Source organism: Bacteroides oleiciplenus YIT 12058 (assembly GCF_000315485.1).
Classification (GTDB): Bacteria; Bacteroidota; Bacteroidia; order Bacteroidales; family Bacteroidaceae; genus Bacteroides; species Bacteroides oleiciplenus.
The window spans coordinates 317,635-337,974 of the sequence record NZ_JH992942.1 but is presented as its reverse complement, the minus strand read 5'-3'; the positions used below and the strand labels follow the sequence as shown (position 1 = coordinate 337,974).

At 43.6% G+C, this 20,340-nt stretch carries 8 protein-coding genes; 1 reads left to right on the top strand and 7 read right to left on the bottom strand.

All coding sequences use genetic code 11. The features are described 5' to 3' along the window. Positions 1-7: 7 nt before the first annotated feature. Positions 8-3,019: a glycoside hydrolase family 2 protein gene (locus tag HMPREF9447_RS14875; RefSeq protein WP_009130564.1), complete on the top strand. Its 3,012-nt coding sequence runs from the start codon at positions 8-10 to the stop codon at positions 3,017-3,019. A gap of 209 nt (positions 3,020-3,228) precedes the next feature. Here the strand turns inward: HMPREF9447_RS14875 and HMPREF9447_RS14870 are convergent, their stop codons facing one another. The 7 genes from HMPREF9447_RS14870 to HMPREF9447_RS14840 form a co-directional block, all read right to left on the bottom strand. Beyond that, the gene (locus HMPREF9447_RS14870) at positions 3,229-6,087 is read right to left on the bottom strand and encodes an exo-beta-1,4-galactosidase (protein ID WP_009130563.1); all 2,859 of its coding nucleotides are present in this window, start codon (positions 6,085-6,087) and stop codon (positions 3,229-3,231) included. A gap of 131 nt (positions 6,088-6,218) precedes the next feature. After that, entirely contained in the window at positions 6,219-7,952 is a 1,734-nt protein-coding gene (locus tag HMPREF9447_RS14865) for a RagB/SusD family nutrient uptake outer membrane protein (RefSeq protein WP_009130562.1), read from the bottom strand. A 29-nt stretch (positions 7,953-7,981) separates the two neighbouring features. After that, positions 7,982-10,798: a SusC/RagA family TonB-linked outer membrane protein gene (locus HMPREF9447_RS14860; protein ID WP_009130561.1), complete on the bottom strand. Its 2,817-nt coding sequence runs from the start codon at positions 10,796-10,798 to the stop codon at positions 7,982-7,984. A gap of 48 nt (positions 10,799-10,846) precedes the next feature. Beyond that, a complete protein-coding gene (locus HMPREF9447_RS14855; RefSeq protein WP_009130560.1) occupies positions 10,847-12,889 on the bottom strand; it encodes a RagB/SusD family nutrient uptake outer membrane protein in 2,043 nt (680 codons plus the stop codon). Between the two features lie 6 nt (positions 12,890-12,895). Continuing rightward, positions 12,896-16,063 (bottom strand): SusC/RagA family TonB-linked outer membrane protein, encoded by a 3,168-nt coding sequence (locus tag HMPREF9447_RS14850; protein WP_009130559.1) that lies wholly within the window; start codon positions 16,061-16,063, stop codon positions 12,896-12,898. 418 nt (positions 16,064-16,481) lie between these two features. Beyond that, positions 16,482-19,352 carry a glycosyl hydrolase gene (locus HMPREF9447_RS14845; RefSeq protein WP_009130556.1) on the bottom strand — a complete coding sequence of 957 codons (2,871 nt, stop codon included), beginning with the start codon at positions 19,350-19,352 and terminating at the stop codon, positions 16,482-16,484. A gap of 47 nt (positions 19,353-19,399) precedes the next feature. Further along, complete coding sequence (locus tag HMPREF9447_RS14840) at positions 19,400-20,293, bottom strand: sialate O-acetylesterase (RefSeq protein WP_009130555.1); 894 nt, start codon at positions 20,291-20,293, stop codon at positions 19,400-19,402. Positions 20,294-20,340 lie beyond the last annotated feature (47 nt).

Below are 20,340 nucleotides of genomic sequence, written 5' to 3'. Positions count from 1 at the left end.
AAATTCCATGAAAAAGAAAGTTTTATTATTATTTTGGACTATTCTATGTATTAGTCATTATGCAGTAGCCTCAAATAACGACGTGAGGCATAAATACAATTTTAATTCGGACTGGCTGCTTTCTGTTGGTGATGCAAACGGAGCCGAACAACAGAAGTATACTGATAACAGTTGGAAAAAAGTCACTTTACCCCATGCTTTCAATGAAGATGAAGCATTCCGTTATAGTATTGACGAACTGACAGATACTATCGTATGGTATCGCAAACATTTCCGGTTACCTGCCGGTAGCGAAGGGAAAAAAATATTTATAGAATTCGAAGGAGTACGGCAAGCCGCTGACTTCTATATCAATGGCAAACATATCGGCCTGCATGAAAATGGAGTCATGGCAGTAGGTTTCGACCTTACCCCTTACATATCTTATAATAAAGAAAATGTCATCGCCCTGCGTATAGACAACAACTGGCAATATAAAGAACGAGGTACTAACACCAGATTTCAATGGAATGACCGTAATTTCAACGCCAATTATGGCGGCCTTCCTAAAAATGTATGGCTACATCTGACAGATAAATTATATCAGACCCTGCCCCTTTACAGTAACCTGAAAACAACAGGTGTCTATATATACGCCGAAAACATCCGGGTAAAGTCACGTAAAGCCGTCATACATGCAGAATCGGAAATCAAGAATGAATACCGAAAAAAACAACAAGTTGCATATCAGGTTGAGATTCAAGACCGTGAAGGTAAAATTGTAAAAACGATGTCTGGCGAAAGCATAACTTTGCAACCGGGCGAAACAGCAGTAGTAAAAGCTTCCGCAGAAGTAGATAATCTGCATTTTTGGAGTTGGGGATATGGTTATCTGTATACTGTAAAAACCAGTCTATGGATTGATGGAAAGAAAACAGATGAAGTAGCCACCCGCACCGGTTTCCGCAAAACGCGCTTTGGGAATGGTAAAATTTGGTTGAATGACCGCGTACTCCAAATGAAGGGATTTGCACAGCGCACAAGCAATGAATGGCCTGCTTTAGGTTTATCAGTCCCTGCCTGGCTAAGCGATTATAGCAACGGACTGATGGTAGAGTGCAACGCCAATCTGGTGCGTTGGATGCACGTCACTCCCTGGAAACAAGATATAGAATCCTGTGACCGTGTAGGTCTTATTCAAGCCATGCCTGCCGGTGACTCTGAAAAAGACAGACAAGGACGCCAATGGGAACAGCGTACAGAACTAATGCGGGATGCTATCATTTACAACCGTAATAACCCGAGTATCTTATTCTACGAATCAGGCAACGAATCTATCAGCAGAGAACACATGCTGGAAATGAAAGCCATACGTGATAAATATGACCCTTATGGAGGACGCGCCATCGGCTCACGTGAGATGCTGGATATTCGGGAAGCGGAATATGGAGGCGAAATGCTTTATATCAATAAAAGCGCCCATCACCCGATGTGGGCAACAGAATATTGCAGGGATGAAGCGCTCCGCAAATATTGGGACAATTACAGCTATCCATATCATAAGCATGGAGAAGGCTCCAAAGCTTATAAATCCACAGTAACTAATAAAGTACAGAAACAAGTGGATGCAAGAGCTTACAATCAGAATCAGGATTCATTTGCCATTGAGAACATCAGACGCTGGTATGACTACTGGCGTGAACGTCCGGGAACCGGATTCCGCGTTAGTTCGGGAGGCGTTAAGATTATTTTCTCGGACAGTAATACTCACTTCCGCGGAGTCGAAAACTATCGGAGAAGCGGAGCCACCGATGCCATGCGAATTCCCAAAGATCTTTTCTATGCTTTGCAAACCATGTGGGATGGATGGGTTGATACGGAGAACCCGCGTATTCATATCATCGGTCATTGGAACTATGAAGAAAGTATAATCAAACCTGTACACGTGGTATCGAGCGCTGACAGTGTAGCTCTCTTCCTAAACGGAAAATCATTAGGAGAAAGTATACAGGAATATCACTTTCTGCATACATATAATGATGTCAAGTTTGAAGCAGGAAAACTGGAAGCTGTAGGTTATGATCAAAACGGAAAAGAATGTTGCCGTACAGAATTACAGACAGCAGGAAAGCCGGAACGCATTCTGTTAAATCTGATGCAAAACCCGGCAGGCTGGAAAGCGGATGGTGCAGACGTGGTTATGGTACAAGTAGAAGTAGTAGATAAAGACGGAAGACGCTGCCCATTGGCCAACGATTTGATTTCCTTTGAAATGGAAGGTCCGGCAGAATGGCGTGGAGGTATAGCCCAAGGAGAAAACAACTATATTCTGTCTCAGAAACTTCCCGTAGAATGTGGCGTGAACCGTGTTTTGATACGTTCGCTTACAGAAGCGGGCAAGGTACATCTCAAAGCAAGTGCCGCCGGATTACAATCAGCCGAAATAAATTTCACATCTCTACCTATAGAAGTAAAGAACGGACTAAGCCAATACATTCCTTCCAATGAGTTGCAAGGGCGGCTTACTCGTGGAGAAACTCCTCAGACTCCGTCTTATACAGACAAGAAAGTAGCTGTTTTCATTGAGTCCGTAAAGGCCGGCACCAATAATGAAACTGCAACTAACAGTTACGATGACAATGAACTGAGTGAATGGAAGAATGACGGCAAAGCCAGCACCGCCTGGATCACCTATCGTCTGAATCGCCCGGCCCGCGTAGATGAGATTTGCATGAAACTGACCGGATGGCGCATGCGTAGTTATCCTTTAGAAATATATGCGGGCGAAGAACTCATCTGGAGTGGTGACACAGAAAAAAGTCTCGGATATATCCATCTGAATGTAAAACCTGTATTAACTCAGGAAATCACCATCCGTCTAAAAGGGAGCAGCAGTGAAGAAGATGCTTTCGGACAAATTGTCGAAGTAGCAGCTCCGGTAGCCAATGAACTGGATCTTTACAAATCAGATGAAAGCAAAAGGGCCAAATATGAACTGAGAATTGTCGAAATAGAGTTTCTGGAAAATCTACTTCAATAATCAGAGCTATATCTTCCCACAGGCAGTTTCTCAACTGACTATAATGAACAGGAATGATAGCGACAACTAATTCGTCCCCTTATGGAATACTTTTCGTCCCCTTATGGAGGGACGAAAAGTATTCCATAAGGGGACGAAATGTTCCTTATAAGGGAACGCATTGGCTATCGCTGGGAAAATTATAAACTTTCGATAGGAAATTATATACCCTACTTGATCTTTGGCTTTAATTCATCCGGAGAATCTTTCGTATACGACTTCACACTACCAGCTACTTTAGTAAATAAATCGCTGACCCGTTCCGGTTCTATCGTGAATTGCGGACGAAAATAATCAGAGTTCATATAATCTAAAACAGCTTTATGCATCTGCCTTGCCACAATACGCCTATCAGTATCCGTAGCCAGATCCATAGTTGTCATCATCAATTTTCCGTTCAGCACATTTGCTTCGAATAACATACCTATTTTCCGACTGACAAACCAAGTATCTATGCTTTGTATGGTAGGTTGGAAATCAGCAGGAAAATCAGTAAATTGCATCACATTAGCACGGTTCAACAACTCCCACCACTGCAAATTGCTATGGTATTCTGTCGGAAATTGACGAAATAGCGGATGTTTGGAATTCACCAGAATACCTGTAGTATGCGGAGGACGCATTTTGAACCAGGAAGTATTCCAGAATACAGGAGTAAACATCTGAGATACTTCTTTTCCATAACTCACTTTCCCGGCAGCAAGAATTAAAACCTTTCCACCTTTTTTCAGAACATCCAATGCTCTTGAATCCAATGTATCTGTTGAATAAACATCTCCTTGTGCCAGTTCTACAACTTTGGGATATACCCAAAAATTCCAGTCATTTACAGCCTCCGTACCTTCAATGCGAACTTCCAGGTTCAGCTTGATAGGTTTTTCAATGTTTTCCAAAGGAAATTCAATACGTCCCAAACCATTAAGGTTCCCTATTGGAATATCCTTGTTTCCCAAAGTGTTCCGGACATACACTTTCCCATATTCATCTTTTATCGTATAAGTTACAGGAACCTGTGTCAAAGCCTTCTCACCAAAATGAGCAACCTCAATATCGGCAGAAAAAGTTTCATCATTACTATAAACAAACTTTTCGGTACGCATCAGAGGTACAGTAGCCGAGCAGAATCGCCTCCATTCCTGGGCATTGATATATCCTTTCTCTTCAAAGAACACATCAAGTACACCGACAAGTGCCGTGCCCTGACCCGAATAATCATTCAATGCAAGGAGCTGAAAGCCTGCATAATCCGGAGTACGAAGTGTTTTTTCTATCTCATATTTATAACAAAGAGCTTGCAGCTTCCCTGACGCCATCATAAACAACTGTGCTTGTTCCCCCATCTGATTATCATTCAGAATATCCCGGAAAATTTCGAAATTCCTAGCTTTATTCACTCCGGTATATTTCCGTATCTCATTAAAATTAGGAAATACACACCATTGCCCCGTTTCATGTGATACATAAGGCTGACTAACGGTATCAATACGGCTCTGAAGACGATAATCGTCAATAGTCTGTGGACGGCTCTGCCTCCACGTAAGACCACGCGCCCCTGCCTTTACATGATATTGGCTACGGGGTTGCCACTGCCATCCGCCACCAACCGAAGCGCCGGTATATACCCTGCGAGGATCAGTATTTTCCCAATATTCTACGAATCGGCTGACCCATTCTACCCAACGTCCACTTGGTTCATTGCCACATGCCAGCATACAGTAAGAAGCGTAATTACCATAGGCTTTGGTCAATGCAATAGTCTCATCCATCAAATATTTATCAATGGGTTGTCCCAATCCTAATTTAGGACCATGATTTGGCCAACTTGGTCCTTCGGGTTGCAGATAAAATCCGACAAGATCCGCAGCTACAAAAGCAGCTTCCGGAGGACAAAAAGAATGGAAACGCATATGGTTTAATCCATAACTACGACAGATACGAAATACCCGCTCCCAACTATCCACATCCATGGGAGCATAACCGGTTAACGGAAAATCACAGTTTTCCACGGTTCCACGCAACATAGTCTTACGACTATTCACATAAAACCATTTGCCTTTAATTTCGAAACGACGCATACCAAACTGCACCTCTCTTACTTCTTTATCCTCACCAGTAATAATTTCAGCTTTCAATTTATACAATGCCGGATGGAATTCATCCCAAAGTAACATATTATCCCCCATAGATAAAACAATCTCTTGTTCTGCTATGCCATGTTTCACTTTCACTTCTTGCATTAAAACCGGAAGTATGTGCTTCTTGTCTGCATTAAAACTCTCAGCTGACAATCTCACCTGCGCTGTGGTTGAGCTTTTGTTAGAAGATTTAATACGCAATTTCACTCTTGCGAGTTTCTGTTCCGGTTCCGGGAATACCTGAATATCATCAAAATAGACATGTGGTGTAGCCTGCAAACATATCCGCCCCACAATTCCATTCCAGTTTCCCTGAGTCTGGTCAGTAATACTATGTGAATCCGGTCCTACATTAATTTCTTTAATGCGATTATCTATTCTGATGGTTATATTACATTTTCCGGGACGTACATATCGGGTGACATCATATATGTGTGCTACACATAAACTATTCTGCATCCCCACCTTATGCCCATTTACCCAAACAGTAGACTCAATATGCGGACGTTCCAGAACCAACACAATACGTTCTTTTTTCCAATCTTTAGGAAGATTAATTTCTTTTTGATACCAAGCTACTCCTACATAACGTTTATCAGGCGTTAAGAAAAACGGCAGCTTTACGTTACCTTCTCTGCGATACTTCTCCATATATGGATTGTAGTAATAAGAACTATCATAAAGACTACCGGTCCACTGGGTACGAACCGTTACATCATCTCCCTTCAGCCTTTCGGGCATTGAACCGGGCAGTTCAATCACATCTTGCAATGTTTGGTTAAACCACTTTTCTTTCTCTCCTATATCCTGCCTGTCTATTTCAAAATTCCAGTCTCCGGATAAATCAATTGTCCTCTGCGCTCCCATCTGAAGAACGGATAGAAGCGACAGCATAATTAATAGTATTTTTCTCATAACTTAGTATATTATTATTTATACGAAAAGAGAGCGGCTTCACAGTCGCTCTTCTTTCTTGATTGAATTCAATCTCTACCTTACATAACTTTTGTTTAAAATATATTCCTTTATTCCCAACCTGGATTCTGTGTCAGATTTGGATTTTTCGATCTTTCAGACTGAGGAATCGGAAACAAATACATCTTGTCATCCCATTGACGTGATACATTCTTGCGCACGTAAGTAATGCTTCCATCGGCTTCCTTAATCAGCTTCATTTCAACAATATTCTTGAAATATTGGTCAGCCTCTTTCCAACGACGAACATCCCAGAAACGATGACCCTCGAAAGCCAGTTCAACAAAGCGTTCGTTACACAACTTAGTCCAGAATGTGTTGGCATCCATTCCTTGTTCAAAGTCCGGCATACCGGCACGTTGGCGTGTCTTGCTGGCAGCAGCACGAGCCGACATCGGGAACTCCATGCTGGTAATATCCGCACCACCCAGGTACTTGAATACAGCTTCTGCATAATTCAAATAAAATTCGCCCAGACGGAAAGTCAGCCAAGTATGGCGAGACTCCTTAAACTTGCTGTTGCTGGCCAATGAGATGGCACCGTTACAAAGTTTTTTGAGGTAATAGCCTGTCGGTGTGGCACCAGTCAAAGGCTCACCATTGATGCCCCCCTGGAATGTTTCAATCTTGGCGGCACCGGAATAAGTAGGCCATTGTGCACCGTTTACAGCTACCGTAGCCTCCAGACGCGGATCGCGATCCTGATAAGGATTCTTCTCATCATATCCCGAACCGTCTTCACTGATTGATTTACCGTTGATCATATCGTAAGCATCGACTAAATTCTGAGTAGGACAGTTTCCACCCACACCACCTTCAATGCCCACAGGGTAATTGTTGCTTTCCACTAAGTTATCACCGGATGAATTTTTATAATAACGGCGACCGTAGAGGATTTCCTTCATAATACCGGGCGTATTGAAACTTCCGGCATCCCACAAATCCGCATAGTTGGCAGTAAGGCCTTTGCCACGTTTTTCAGCAGCATCGAGCAACTCTTTGGTATACAAAGCTGCCATATAATAGCGTTCCTTGTCACTACTTGGATTGAACAACGGGCTGGCCCAATACAAGGCAGCACGGGCTTTCAATGCGAGCACAGCAAGTCGGTCCGCGCGACCGGTCTCTTCCGTACCTGTGGAAAATTCTCCCAGATTACTGTAATCTTCGATAATCAATGATTGGATTTCCGTACATTCATCTATGATGAACTTAAAGATTTCATCCGCCGAAGTCCGTTCTATCGAATTGACTTCTTCTGCCGTGATTTGTTTGGTCACCAAAGGTACATCACCATATTGGCGAACCAAGCAGAAGTAGAAGTAAGCACGCATAAAACGGCTTTCATACTTGTAGTTCTCATAACGGTGAAGTTGGGCGGCATAGTCGTTGTTCAGCTTCAGTTCATCGAATGACAAGCCCTGCAATTCGTAAATCACGTGGTTACAAGTACTGATGCCTTTATACATGTTACTCCAGACTGACGCTTTCGCATTGGTAGGGCTCCAAGCTCCATTGTAGAAGTGCTCGATACCATTACCCAAAAGACTGTACTCACTTTCGTCTGTAGCAGATGCCTGCATGGCGCCCGATGAGTAGTTACCGAAGTCATACTCCACGGTATTGTAGATGTCGGTCATGAATCCACCTACATTACCGAAGTTCTGTGTTATATAGTCCTTGTCGAAGATGTTGTACTCATTGTAGTCCATCTGATCAGAACATGAAGCCAAGCATCCGGCTGCACACACGACAAAGACAGATTTCCATATTTTATTGCTCATAATTCTAATGTATTAATTCGTTCATAAAATTAAAACGTAACACTCAGACCCAACGCAACGCTTTTCGTCATAGGATTGATTCCATATGCTTCGGGGTCATTCTCATCTATATGGTCGAAACTGAGGAGGTCAATGCCACGTACATACAATTTAGCGGCGTTTACAATTCTCGTCTTTTTCAGCCAAGAAGTGGGCAACTTGTAGTACACTTCCAGATTGCGCAACTTGAGAAATGAGCGGTCGGCCAACCACAGAGTCGAGGTCTGGTAGTTGTTGGCATTGCTTTGGCTGCTCAGACGCGGGAACTTAGCATTCTGATTCTGCGGTGTCCAACGATTGTCGTAAGCATATTGCGAAATATTGGTGTTGTTTATCAACGGCCAATACATGCTCTTGGTGTCGAGAACGGCACTGTAATTGCCTGTCCCCTGGAACATGGCATAGAATCCGAATCCTTTCCACTCCGCACCCAAATGCAGGCTGTAGTAGATTTCCGGGCAAGTGGTACTGTAGCCAATAGCCACTTCATCGTTGGCATCGATGATGTTGTCGCCGTTCACGTCGCGATACTTTATATCACCGGGCTTCACCGTAGAGAAATTCTGTGTGGGACTTGCAGCGATGTCTGCTTCATCCTTGAAGAAACCGATAGCTTCCAATCCGTAGAGTTGTCCGTAAGGATTTCCTGTCTGGACAAGATTCGCATATTGGCGGGGTTCTTCCAGCATTTCCTTGATTTTGTTTTTGTTCAACGAGAAGTTACCGCCGACATTAAATTCCACTTGACCGAGCTTTTTGCTATAATCAAGACCAACTTCTATACCCCTACTATCCACAATACCTGCATTTTCATACGGAGGCTCCATACCGAAAATTTCCGAGTATTTGCCTTCCGAAGTCACCCAAATGTTTGTACGGTGTTCTTTCCAAAGGTCAAGAGTCACATCCAAACATCCGAAAAGCTTCGCATCCATACCTACATTGTATTTATAGGCCTTTTCATGGCTCGGATTGGTTGTAGCTACCCGTTCGAGGTAGGAACGTCCGAAACTAGAGTTCCAACCGCTGTCGAAAGGATAAACACCTCCCGAAGTGCCATACTGCTGGGCATAGTATGACCAAACTTCATCACCCGGTAAGTTGTCCACATTGATGATACCTGCCGATGCACGCAGTTTCAAGAAGTTCACCCATTTCACATTTTCCATGAACTTTTCTTTGGAGATGACCCATGCAGCCGACAAAGTGGGCGAAAAAGCCCATTTGGTACCGGGAGCCAAACGGCTACTGCCACTTTCTACCAAAGCGAGGTCAACGAAATAACGGTTCATGTAACCATAGTGCGACCACCAGGTAATGTTCTGACGATTCACCGTGTTGTTAATGCCATTCGGGTCGTTATTCTCGTAGTCCCACTTCAACTGGCTGTAGATGCTGTGGTCGCCGAATGTCCGCTGATAGTTAAATCCCACATCGAAATGGAGTAGACGGTCAAATTCATTAGTTTTCGCATCTGTTCCCATTTCACTGTCCTTTCCATAAATTTCACTCTTTACAGTAGGCTCGGAAGCACCGTCCGCCCATGTAGGCGCATTGACACTGTAGACATACTCTTTGCTATGGTCTTCATAGATATTGGCTATATTGTCATAACTGATGCGTACGAACGCATTCAATCCTTTTGTCAGGCCGGAAAGGTCCTGAGTCAGCTTCATGTCGGCAAAAAGTGAACGGGTATGATTTTTGTAATAAGCGGCACCGGCACTCTGTGCTACAGGATTTTTTGTACCTGCCCATGTGTCGCTACCTCCCCAAACACCGTTCTCATCCCTGATGGGAAATGCGGCAGAGGGCACTGTGTAAACCAGATCCCAAAGGTCGGTCTGCGCACCCGGTCTTGACGTTTCCTGCAATACGCCCAACAAATTCACCTGCAAATCGGTTGTCTTGGTCAGGTTGATGTCCATGTTCATGCGTAAGTTGCCTTTTACGTATTTGTCTTGTGTGGAATAGCCTTCATTTGCACCCGGTTCTTTCACAAATCCCTTGTTGGAAATCAAATCCAGCATGGTATAGTAGCGGAATTTTTCGCCGCCACCGCGGAATTCGATGTTATACTTATTGGTCATCGCATTGTCGCGGAACGTTTCATCCACCCAGTTCACGTTCGGATAGAGATAAGGCATGGTTCCATTGCGCAAAGCATTGAGCTCTTGATTGCTGTAACGCCCTGTCAGACCATCGTTGATACGGGCTTCGTTGACGGCCAATCCATACGTATAGGCATCTACGAATTTGGGCTTGTTGGCAAGCGAAGTAAACAAATGATCGTATGTCACCTTGACACTGCGCGTGTTGTACTTACCGCGCTTAGTCACGATATTGATTGCTCCATTGATTCCCTTATATCCATAGAGGGCAACTGCTGCCGCATCTTTCAGGACGATGACGTTTTCCACTTCTTCGGGAGTGATACTTACAATATCTCGCTGGATACCGTCGATCATGACCAACGGCGAGTTCTTGCCGTTCAATGTTTGCAGTCCGCGTATATAGAAAGTAGGATTCACATCTGCATAACGACCACCGCTCTGCAACGATATCAGGCCATTGCCCTGACCAATAATGGAGTTACCGATATTCTTGGCACTACGCCGGTCGGTAGTTTCGGAACTAATGACCGACACGGAACCGGTAGCCTCCTCACGGGTCAGCAATCGCTCGGCACCTACATCGATGGTCTGGCCTACAAACTTGTCGGTCTGCTCTTCGTTTGATTCCTGTGCCGTCGTCGGCAGGCACAAACCTGCAAAGAGCGATAACACAATTATATATTTTTTATTCATAACGTATTATTTTACTTTATACCTTTTGATTGTTCATTATTAAAGGGGTTACCATCCGGTATTCTGTACCAAACCGTAATTCTTGTTCACTTCCGTAATAGGGAACGGTTGCAAGTACCACTTCGGATCAAAACCACCTGACCACCAAGTACGGGAACCGGTAGTGATTTGGAAGCGTTCGAAGTCGAAGTGTGACGGTTCGTAGAAGTTAGGATCGTCTTCTGCCAAGCCTTTGTTGAAAGACTTATTGTACCACTGGTCTTCGGAACGTACCCAAGCATTACCATTCTTCACCAAACGATAAATGCGCAATCCGTGAAGCGGACGTTCCAACAAGTCGGCACGCTTATAACGGATCAAGTCGAAGTAGCGTTCGTTTTGGAAAGCCAAATCACAAGCACGTTCACGCATGATTTCTGCCAGCAGATTTTCTTTGTTAGATGTCAGGTCCTTGTCGGGATTACATTCCACCAGTCCTTTCAAACCCACGCGAGCACGTACGGCATCCACGTAATCGATGGCTTCCGTGAAACTACCTCCGGTCTGAACGATGGCCTCTGCATATGTCAAGTAGATGTCGCTCAACATGATGGCATTCCACTGCGGAAACTTCCTGTTCATGACACTACCTACCAGATATTTCAGCATACGGTAACCGGTGGCATATATACCTGAATTGGTTTTCGGATTTTGTTTGGCATTAGTACCACCTACCCAAGTTTCCCAGTTATTACCGCTGGCACGTCCGTCACCCCAGTTCACGGCTTGGCGTGCACCATTTACCACTGCGGTTTCATACAGACGAGGGTCGCGAGTATAGCGGATATTCTGCAATTGTTGTTTGCCTTTCACGGTATCGCCTTGAATGAACATATTGTCCAATCTACCTTCTTTCTCCGCTTTTTCCCAATCGAACGGACTACCGTCTGCCCAGGGAAACATCTCGATGTATTCTTGCGTAGGACAATAGGCGTAACGATCATTGGTTTTGCTACCATCTACTTCACTACCAAAGCCCAAATTGAACCAACCATAATCATTACCACTGGCATTTTTACTACGGCGGACACTATGCAGAATTTCAGTACTGTTTTCCAGAATGTAGCCGATACGGTAGGCATAACGATAATCCTCCTGCGTATTACCGGCCGGTTTTATCAACTGATAATGCCCCTGGCTTCTCATTCGTGTAAAGAAATCATCGCATGCAGTCTTCAGTTTCGTCCACAGTTCGGGCTTGCTGCCACCATACCAAGCGCAGGTATCAGCTTCCAGCGTATATTTGCCTTGATAATAAGGTTGCGAATCATTGAACAAAGGAGACGCGGCGAAAGCCAGAACCTTACATTTCAGTGCCATAGCACCTGCCAAAGTCCAGTGACCGGTTTCCGACTGTGCTTCCGCACCGGTGTAAGCCCACGGCAATGCTTTGTTGGCGATTGCTGTATCCAGCAGTTCCAACATGAAATTCACGGTCGATTCCACACTGCGACGGGGCAGGTCGTAACTACTTTCGGCACCGGTGAACGACTGGCGGATAATAGGCAGACCGCCATACCAACGAAAAGCGATAAAGTAAGTATAAGCCATCAGGCATCGTGCTTCGTCGACTATACGGGCTTTCTCGGCATCACTCATGTCGGGCACTTCATTAATGCGTTCAATCAGCATCCAGCAGTGACGTACATTCTCCCAAATAAATTCATTCGTATAAGGATAAATATTACCGTTCTTGTTTCCGTCAATAGCCGAAGTCAGCGAACCGCCATAGTATTTGGAAAATACAGTGGTATTGTTAAAGAAAATATGAAAGTCATCCCCCAACGCATCGGGCATTCCTTTCCAATAGTTCTGGCACTGCGGAGCAGCGTTCGTGGAATTAGTGGGCAGATTGTAATACTGTGTAGCGTAAACACTTGCCAAGAAATTACGGGTATATTCCGGATTAGAAAATACCTCATCGGCAGTCACCGTACCGCCCGGAGACTTTTCCAGAAATGAGTTTCCGAACTTTATTTCATCCGTACAAGAAACCATTCCGAGAGTAGCCACAGCTGCTACACCTATGATATGTTTGATATTCAGTTTCATTTTTGCTTAAAAATTAAGTTTCAGACTAATGGTATAAGTACGTTGAAGCGGGTATGAGGGCGAACTGCTGGCACGTGTTTCGGGGTCACCCCAAATATAAGGAGTAAAGGTCAGCAGATTGTAACCGCTCAATGCCACTTGGGCACGATCCAATCCAATCTTCCTGAAGAAAGGAAGTTTCATGTTATAAGCAAGCATAATCGTCTTCAAACGCAGATATTTCGCATCTTTTTCATAAAGAGCACAATCCTGATAGTTATTGGTAGATCCGTTGGCCCAAGTGGCGCGCGGATATTCATAATCCTGCCCCGGTCTGTCGGGATTCCATGTATTCTCAACATGATACTTCAACAAGCCGCCACGGTCTTTCGTCGTACGGTCCAGGAACGGATAGCGGAACACGTCGCTGATGACACGCGATACGTCCCAAGAACCCGTCCACTGCATGTTAAATTCGAAATCTTTCCATGCAAAACCGGCATTCAGACCGGCAATGTATTGCGGGTCGTCGGTATAGCCCAAGTCACGGGTTTTATCGTCTTCATCGATTATACCGTTACCGTCCAAGTCCACAAACACGGCATCACCGTCTTTCAAGTCAACGAGCTGTTTCGGGAAAGGCTGGCCGAATTTTTCTTCGTACAAACGGGGCGTTTCGTCGTCATAGAAACGGAAGAATTTGTACATATAGCGCGCACCGATCCGGTGTCCCTTCTCATACTGGTAAGCATTGGTATAGGGAGATTCCTTTTTCTCGATAATCTCATTCTGGTTGTGAGAGATGTTCAGCGTAGCCCAATAGCGGAAGCTGTCGTTCACCTTGTGATTCCAGTTCAAGGAGACTTCCCATCCCCAACTGTCTACCACACCCAAATTGGCGTAAGGCGGCTGGAAGCCTACGATAGCGGGTGCAGTGTAGTCTTTCAGCAGGATGTCCGTACGGTGTTCCTTATAGTAATCGAAAGTGGCACGCAGACGGTCGTTCCATAAGTTGACATCGATACCGTAGTTTTGTTTGAATGCCTTTTCCCAAGTTACCTCCGGGTTGTTCTTGTTATTCACATCTTCATAATAAGCAGGGATCATTACCGAGTTTTCTACACCGAAGTTGTAGGCATAACCGCCACGGGTACCCATCTTATCACTATACAGAAAGGGATCGGCCAAATACATGAAGCGAGAACCACCCACCTTGTCGTTACCTACCAAACCCCATGAAGCACGGAGCTTCAAGAAAGGGATGGCTTTTTTCAAGGGCTTGAAAAAGTTTTCCTCGCTGACCACCCAACCGATAGAACCTGCCGGAAATACACCGAAACGGCGGTCGGGGTGGAAGTTTTCGGAACCGTTGTAACCTACATTAAATTCGGTTATATAACGATTCTTGTAGTCGTAAGTGACACGGCCTACCAAACCTACATATCCGCGCGGAATGTCCGAATAACTGCTGGGATAGTAATTCTTGCTCTGGTTATAGAGCACCAATGCGCCTACAGAATGATCGCCGAAAGTGCGATTGTAATTTAACTGTGCCTCGAAATACCAGTCGCGCGCCTTTCCGGTTTCTTCATTGTAACTGACGGGAGTATTTTCACCATCTTTACGATAAAGGATACCGCCATCCTCTTGAATAACAGGGAAATAGGTAGCACGCCCCACAGTACCTCCTTTGGTCACGTTGAACATATTGTTATACGAACCTTTGAGCTTAAATGCAAGGCCTTTGGTGATGAAGTCCAACTTCTGATCCAATGCAAGATCTAACTGCAACTTGTTGTTATTGTAATGGTAATAACCGCCGGTACCTCCACTGCTGTAATAATTCATGGCACCGCCTCCTGTAAAAGGCAAGGTCAGTCCATCGCTATAATCGGTGGTAGTGGCGATATTCTTTCCGTCAACGATACCCGGACTGCTGAAAGGAGTGGCCTGCAGCATACTCATAATCATGCCGGAAGCACCCTGACTGGTACGAGGCTTCTGTGCATTGTCTACCGAACCGGCCAAGTTGAACGACAAAGTAGTAGTTTTGCTCACATCCAAGTCGAGGTTGGTACGATAGTTGAAACGCTGATAGCGGTAGTCATAATGAAAATCATCAAATTCGGTAAACAGACCACCTTGTGTCATGAGACCAGCAGAAACAAAGTAGCGCATGGTCTTGGTACCACCACTGATGTTGACGTTATGCTTGGATTGCATGGTAACATCTTTCATGATGTAATCGACCCAACGCATACTCGGAAAACGGATGGGGTCGCTACCGTCCTGGAATTTCTGAAGCACTCCATCCGAGAACATCGGAGTGAATGTCTCACCGGTAGAGAAGTCAAAGTCATTTCGCTGCATCTGGTTGAAGAAAGACCCGTATTCATAACTGTTTGCCTGCTCTAAGAGGCTAGTCGGAGTCAACGCAGAGAAAGAGGTGTTGATGTCAATTTTGGCCTGTCCTTCTTTACCGCGCTTGGTGGTAATCAATACTACACCGTTGGCACCACGCACACCGAATACGGCCGTAGCCGAGGCATCTTTCAGCACAGTGATGCTTTCGATGTCTTCAGGGTCAATGTCCGACATGGAACGTTCCACACCATCCACCTGAATCAACGGGGCGGAATCTGCCCAAGTACCCTGACCACGTACGAAAATCGTGGCAGCATCCGAACCTGGCTCACCCGAATACTGTACGGTAGTTACACCGGAAAGCTGACCTGCCAACACATTATTTACGGAAGATACCGGCGTACGAACCAAATCATCCGATTTCACACTCGAAAGCGCACCGGTCACCGTCACTTTCTTTTGTACGCCATAGGCTACTACTTCCACTTCGGCAAGCATTTCGGAATCTTCCGATAAAGTAATTTTCATATTCCCGGCAGTCGCTTTCAATACCTTGGTCTTATAACCAATGTATGAAATCTTAATGTTAGTACCCACCGGGACATCCAATTTGAAATTTCCATCAAGATCAGTAATCACTCCAACCTTGCCGTCTTCCGACAAGACATTAGCTCCAATGATAGTTTCTCCATTACCATCTACTACAACGCCTTGAACACCCTTCTGCTGCGCATAGAGATTCACGGAAAGTACCGATAGCAATGTAATGAAGAAAAATTGCCTGAATTCATGCAGGCAACCAAACAGATTGTTTTTTCTTCTGTTTTTCATGCATTCTTTTTTTAAGTTAACGATAGTGTTTTTTAGTTCTCAAATAATAAATATGCCGCAAATGTACCTATATACATAATTCCATATAATATAAAATTAGACACAATCATGTAAAATTGTACACCCCCAATTAAACGGCACTTATTACATCGTCTCTTTGCCCAATATTTCCATATTCGTACACAAATTTCCATGTAACTCACTGAGTCTTTAAGAGAAATCAATGTAATATTATTAAGTACCTATGCGAATCAGGAGTTGAAACAGATATGAATCTGTTTCAACTCCTGATTCGCAATACCTATTAATCATAAAGTTAAGGAATTCTTTCTCACCTACCACCCCGCTCTTCGGGCACCTCTCCTCCGACTGGAGGAGGGGAATTTGAGAAAGATAATCCTTTCCCATTTCTCAGGGCTTATTGAACCAAACGAAGTGGAGTTAACGTTACAGCACCACAAAGTCCGGACTGCTTCGATTCCCAATTCTCTGCAGAAAACTTACCGTCCTTTCCTACATTTTCCTTCCGCCTTGCATTAAAGTTAGTATTATAGAATTTCCTCCACTCAATACCCTTTTTATCAAGATCGGCTATACGGTTAGCCATCAGATTTGAAACCCTAATTTTAAGTTTACTATCCTCTTTCAGAAGATTTCCGGGAATTTCAATACAGTAAGGAGCGTTGATAAGAGTTCCAATGTATGTATCATCCACATAAACAGAAGCACTTTCATGCACTTCTTCCACACTTAAAAGCCAAACTGAAGCTTGAACTGGCAATGTAGGAATCTGTGTTACATATTCTGCAGTACCGGAAAAGACTTCGTATTCAGGACCATAAGCAGTCCAGGATTCAAGCTGTCGAACCGTTTTTGAAACAGGTAAGTCCGGACCGCCTTTCACAAAAGTCAACGTCCAGTCTCCCTTAACGCTTACCGGATCTCCGTCTTCTTTATAATAAGGATAAATTTTTCCATTCACCTTCCCCTGAAAAGTCTCTATAATCAAAGATTCATCAGGTTTCATTTGAATATAGATTTCATGTTTACCTTTATCTTTCTTCACTTTTGCATAACCTGCTACACCACTCATCGGATTATATAAGGCAACAGAACGATAATCTGCATTAAGTGTAATCCACCCGTCAAATGGTTCTTTTGCAGGATTCTTTATAAAATAATAAAAATCACCATTATCCTTTATGCGACGGATACATTGTAAACCAGAAGCTACAATCTTCTCCGGCTTTACTTCTGCCTTGTCCACTAATGCAAATAAGTCATCAGACAAAACAATCTTTCCTTTTCCATAAGAAGCTATTTGTACGTTACCTTGCTCGGTAAACAACAGTTGCTCTTTAAGGCTATTCAATCGTTTTGCGGCTGCCTCCATATCAGATAGTCCGGGAACTCCCGTCGGAAGAATTTTATGGAATAATATCGTAGCTCCATCATTAGCCAGATTTATCAGTTTTTCGAATGTCTCCGCAGGAATCAAATGAGTTTCAGGTACGATAATCGTTTGATAATCATTCCCACCTGTAGATAAAGCTGTCTTTTTATAAGTAACATCGAGCAATTGCTTATCTGATATGGCATCCCATGAATAACCATTTTCCGTAAAGAAATCCCCGCATTCTTTCATTGACAATTCATTGAAAAGATGACCTGAATGGAAATGGCTCAACAGACCTCTTTTCCCGGGTACAGACCATAAATCGGCAATAGAAAAATAAAGTAGAATATCATTAGAGGGCTTGCCAGCTTGCAAAAAGCTTTGTGCACGGGCTACATATCGGTTTATCGTTCCAAAATCTTCCCAGAAACTATTAGCCGGAGTAAAATGTACGGCAGCATAGAAAAGCCATCCGGGCCACATGGCATCCTGAGGAGAATATGCAGTGCCGTGATAAAATATATGATTGATTCCAGCTAACAAGAATTTGTCAACATTCGACTTCACCATCCCCAAAGTAGATTCAAAATGCTCACTCAACCATGTACACGTTTCCGAAGAAACCAGTTTCTTGCCTGTGACATGCGCCGCTGAAGACGCACTTTTCAGATTTACAATATCATTTCCCTCTATTTCCGGGACATCACTTGCCGCATACAAATCGAGCACATTAGCAGGAGAACCATGTGCTTGATTTCGGATTCCCTTTCCTTGCTTGGCTGCCCATTGTTGCCAGCTTTTGGTATACTTATCAAGCAAGAGTTCGCTGATAGTCATACGATAATCATACAATATTCTGCTATTCATCTCCGATGTATCCAATCCAAGCAGAGCCGGCAAATATTCTTTCAGATCATATCCCTGGAACTTCTGAAACTCTGCAAAGAATTCAGGCGTCCAGTTAGATTCTCCCGAAGCATCGTCCACTTCATACGAGTCATTAAAATAATATCTCAAATAGCTTAAATCTTTTCCTTTAAAAGCTTCATCAAACTTATTCAAATAAGTACTTAATGCATCTTCTGAAAAATGATCTATCACCATTCCTTCTCCACCCGGACCGGAACGTTCTACCATTTTCCCATGATCACCCTGAAATAGCGCACAAATCATCCATTCACCTTCGGGAGCAGTCCATGCAAGTTTACCTTTAATTACTTTATCAGTCAGATCTATGACCTCCTTGAAGCCATTCTCTGAGATTCTATTAGCCGTTACTGTCAGTAGCGGAAGCTCTTTTTCGTAACGAACCTGATCAAAAGCATATTCCTGGCGCGGTCTATTGGCTGCTAAGAGAAATTTCACGTCTGTAGTTTGCAGTTTCCTATTACTTTGCATACGCACTAATGGCTGTTGCTTATAAGAAATCACATCTGTTAGTGTTTGTCCGCCTTTCAATCTATACACTTTTGAACTCATGTTTTTGGAAGCCTTACTCTCATCAATCCAGGGACCTCCGAAAGGCCATCCCGAAGCATTAGCAAGATCCACTCCCAACCCTAACCGCTTCGCTTCCCGAAGAGTATAAGTGAAATGTTCGACCCATTCAGGAGACAAATACTCTACAAACTGATCTTCAGTTCCACGAACCCCATATATAGGAGTTATTTCAACTCCACCAAGTCCAGCCTTCTGATACGCTTCGAGTGCAACATTCAAATCTTTTTCATTAACGGCACTACCCATCCACCACCAACGAGTCCACGGTTTCATTTCCGGTGTAATTGTTGGCCATTCTACTTGTGATTTCTGCACCTCACTACAACTACACAAACTGACCGCTACTAACAATACAGTAGCTGACTTGATGATTCTTTTATTGAGTCCAAACATATCTAAGACGGTATAAATGATTACTTTACTAATTCCGAGATAATTCCTTAAAACATTATTTCAGCCAAACACTTATACATTTCCCTACCCAAATGCTCTGCCGATTTTTTACTAAAATGAAGTCGGTCGTTCAATAGCTCCGCATCAGACATATCTATCAGATAAGCATTTAAATCTTCCTCTGCCAAGCGGCGCATACCTGCTTCCACCTCACTGCTATAAGATTTATTACTTCTGGCAACTGTGCCGAATATAAAGGGAAGTTTCGAATAATCCTTGCCTGTTTTCTGACTTAAATGTGTGCGTACATAAGTAACTACAGCCTTCAAATTATCATAATAATCTTTTCCCTTACGCTGATCACTCTCCCCCTGATGCCAAAGAAAAGCATCAATGTGATACCCTTCTTCCAACTTCGAAAGAGTTTGATCAATACAAATATCTATTTCCTGAATAAATGACAATAACAGCGATCTTCCTCCTTTAGATGTCGATTCTGTTTGAGATAACCATTCAGGATTTGCCAACCAATATCTTCCTTTTGCAGAATCATAATTAGGAGCAATAGAGGTTCCACCAACTGCCCATTTAATCACATAAAATTTATCTTTTAATAACTGTTCCAGCCAATAATAGGTCACAGTATCATAGGCCCACAAGTTATTTCGCTCACTTCGCGCAGCCCGAGGCCAAAAAGGGATGAATTTTCCGTCCGGATCATTCTGTGCAATCTGGCAATAAGGATATACCCCTTCGGAATACTCTACAGTATCTTTTGCCAATGCTTTAATATAATCTGGTAAGTCCTTATTTGAGGTCCGTCCGTCAGTATTCGACTGACCTGCTGTAATAATTACATGAACTGGTTTGGAAGCTGCTACATAACAACTACTTACAGCAAGGATAAACAACAAAATAAAAGATATCATCACCTTTTTCATAAGACTTTCATTTTTAATAAAGTTTTATGTCTGCTGATTCTTAACAG

Bases quoted from the DNA above. Each gene is read 5' to 3' on its own strand.
- HMPREF9447_RS14865 (WP_009130562.1), bottom strand. From the start codon at position 7,952: ATGAGCAATAAAATATGGAAATCTGTCTTTGTCGTGTGTGCAGCCGGA.
- HMPREF9447_RS14840 (WP_009130555.1), bottom strand. From the start codon at position 20,293: ATGAAAAAGGTGATGATATCTTTTATTTTGTTGTTTATCCTTGCTGTA.
- HMPREF9447_RS14855 (WP_009130560.1), bottom strand. From the start codon at position 12,889: ATGAAACTGAATATCAAACATATCATAGGTGTAGCAGCTGTGGCTACT.
- HMPREF9447_RS14860 (WP_009130561.1), bottom strand. From the start codon at position 10,798: ATGAATAAAAAATATATAATTGTGTTATCGCTCTTTGCAGGTTTGTGC.
- HMPREF9447_RS14870 (WP_009130563.1), bottom strand. From the start codon at position 6,087: ATGCTGTCGCTTCTATCCGTTCTTCAGATGGGAGCGCAGAGGACAATT.
- HMPREF9447_RS14850 (WP_009130559.1), bottom strand. From the start codon at position 16,063: ATGAAAAACAGAAGAAAAAACAATCTGTTTGGTTGCCTGCATGAATTC.
- HMPREF9447_RS14875 (WP_009130564.1), top strand. From the start codon at position 8: ATGAAAAAGAAAGTTTTATTATTATTTTGGACTATTCTATGTATTAGT.
- HMPREF9447_RS14845 (WP_009130556.1), bottom strand. From the start codon at position 19,352: ATGTTTGGACTCAATAAAAGAATCATCAAGTCAGCTACTGTATTGTTA.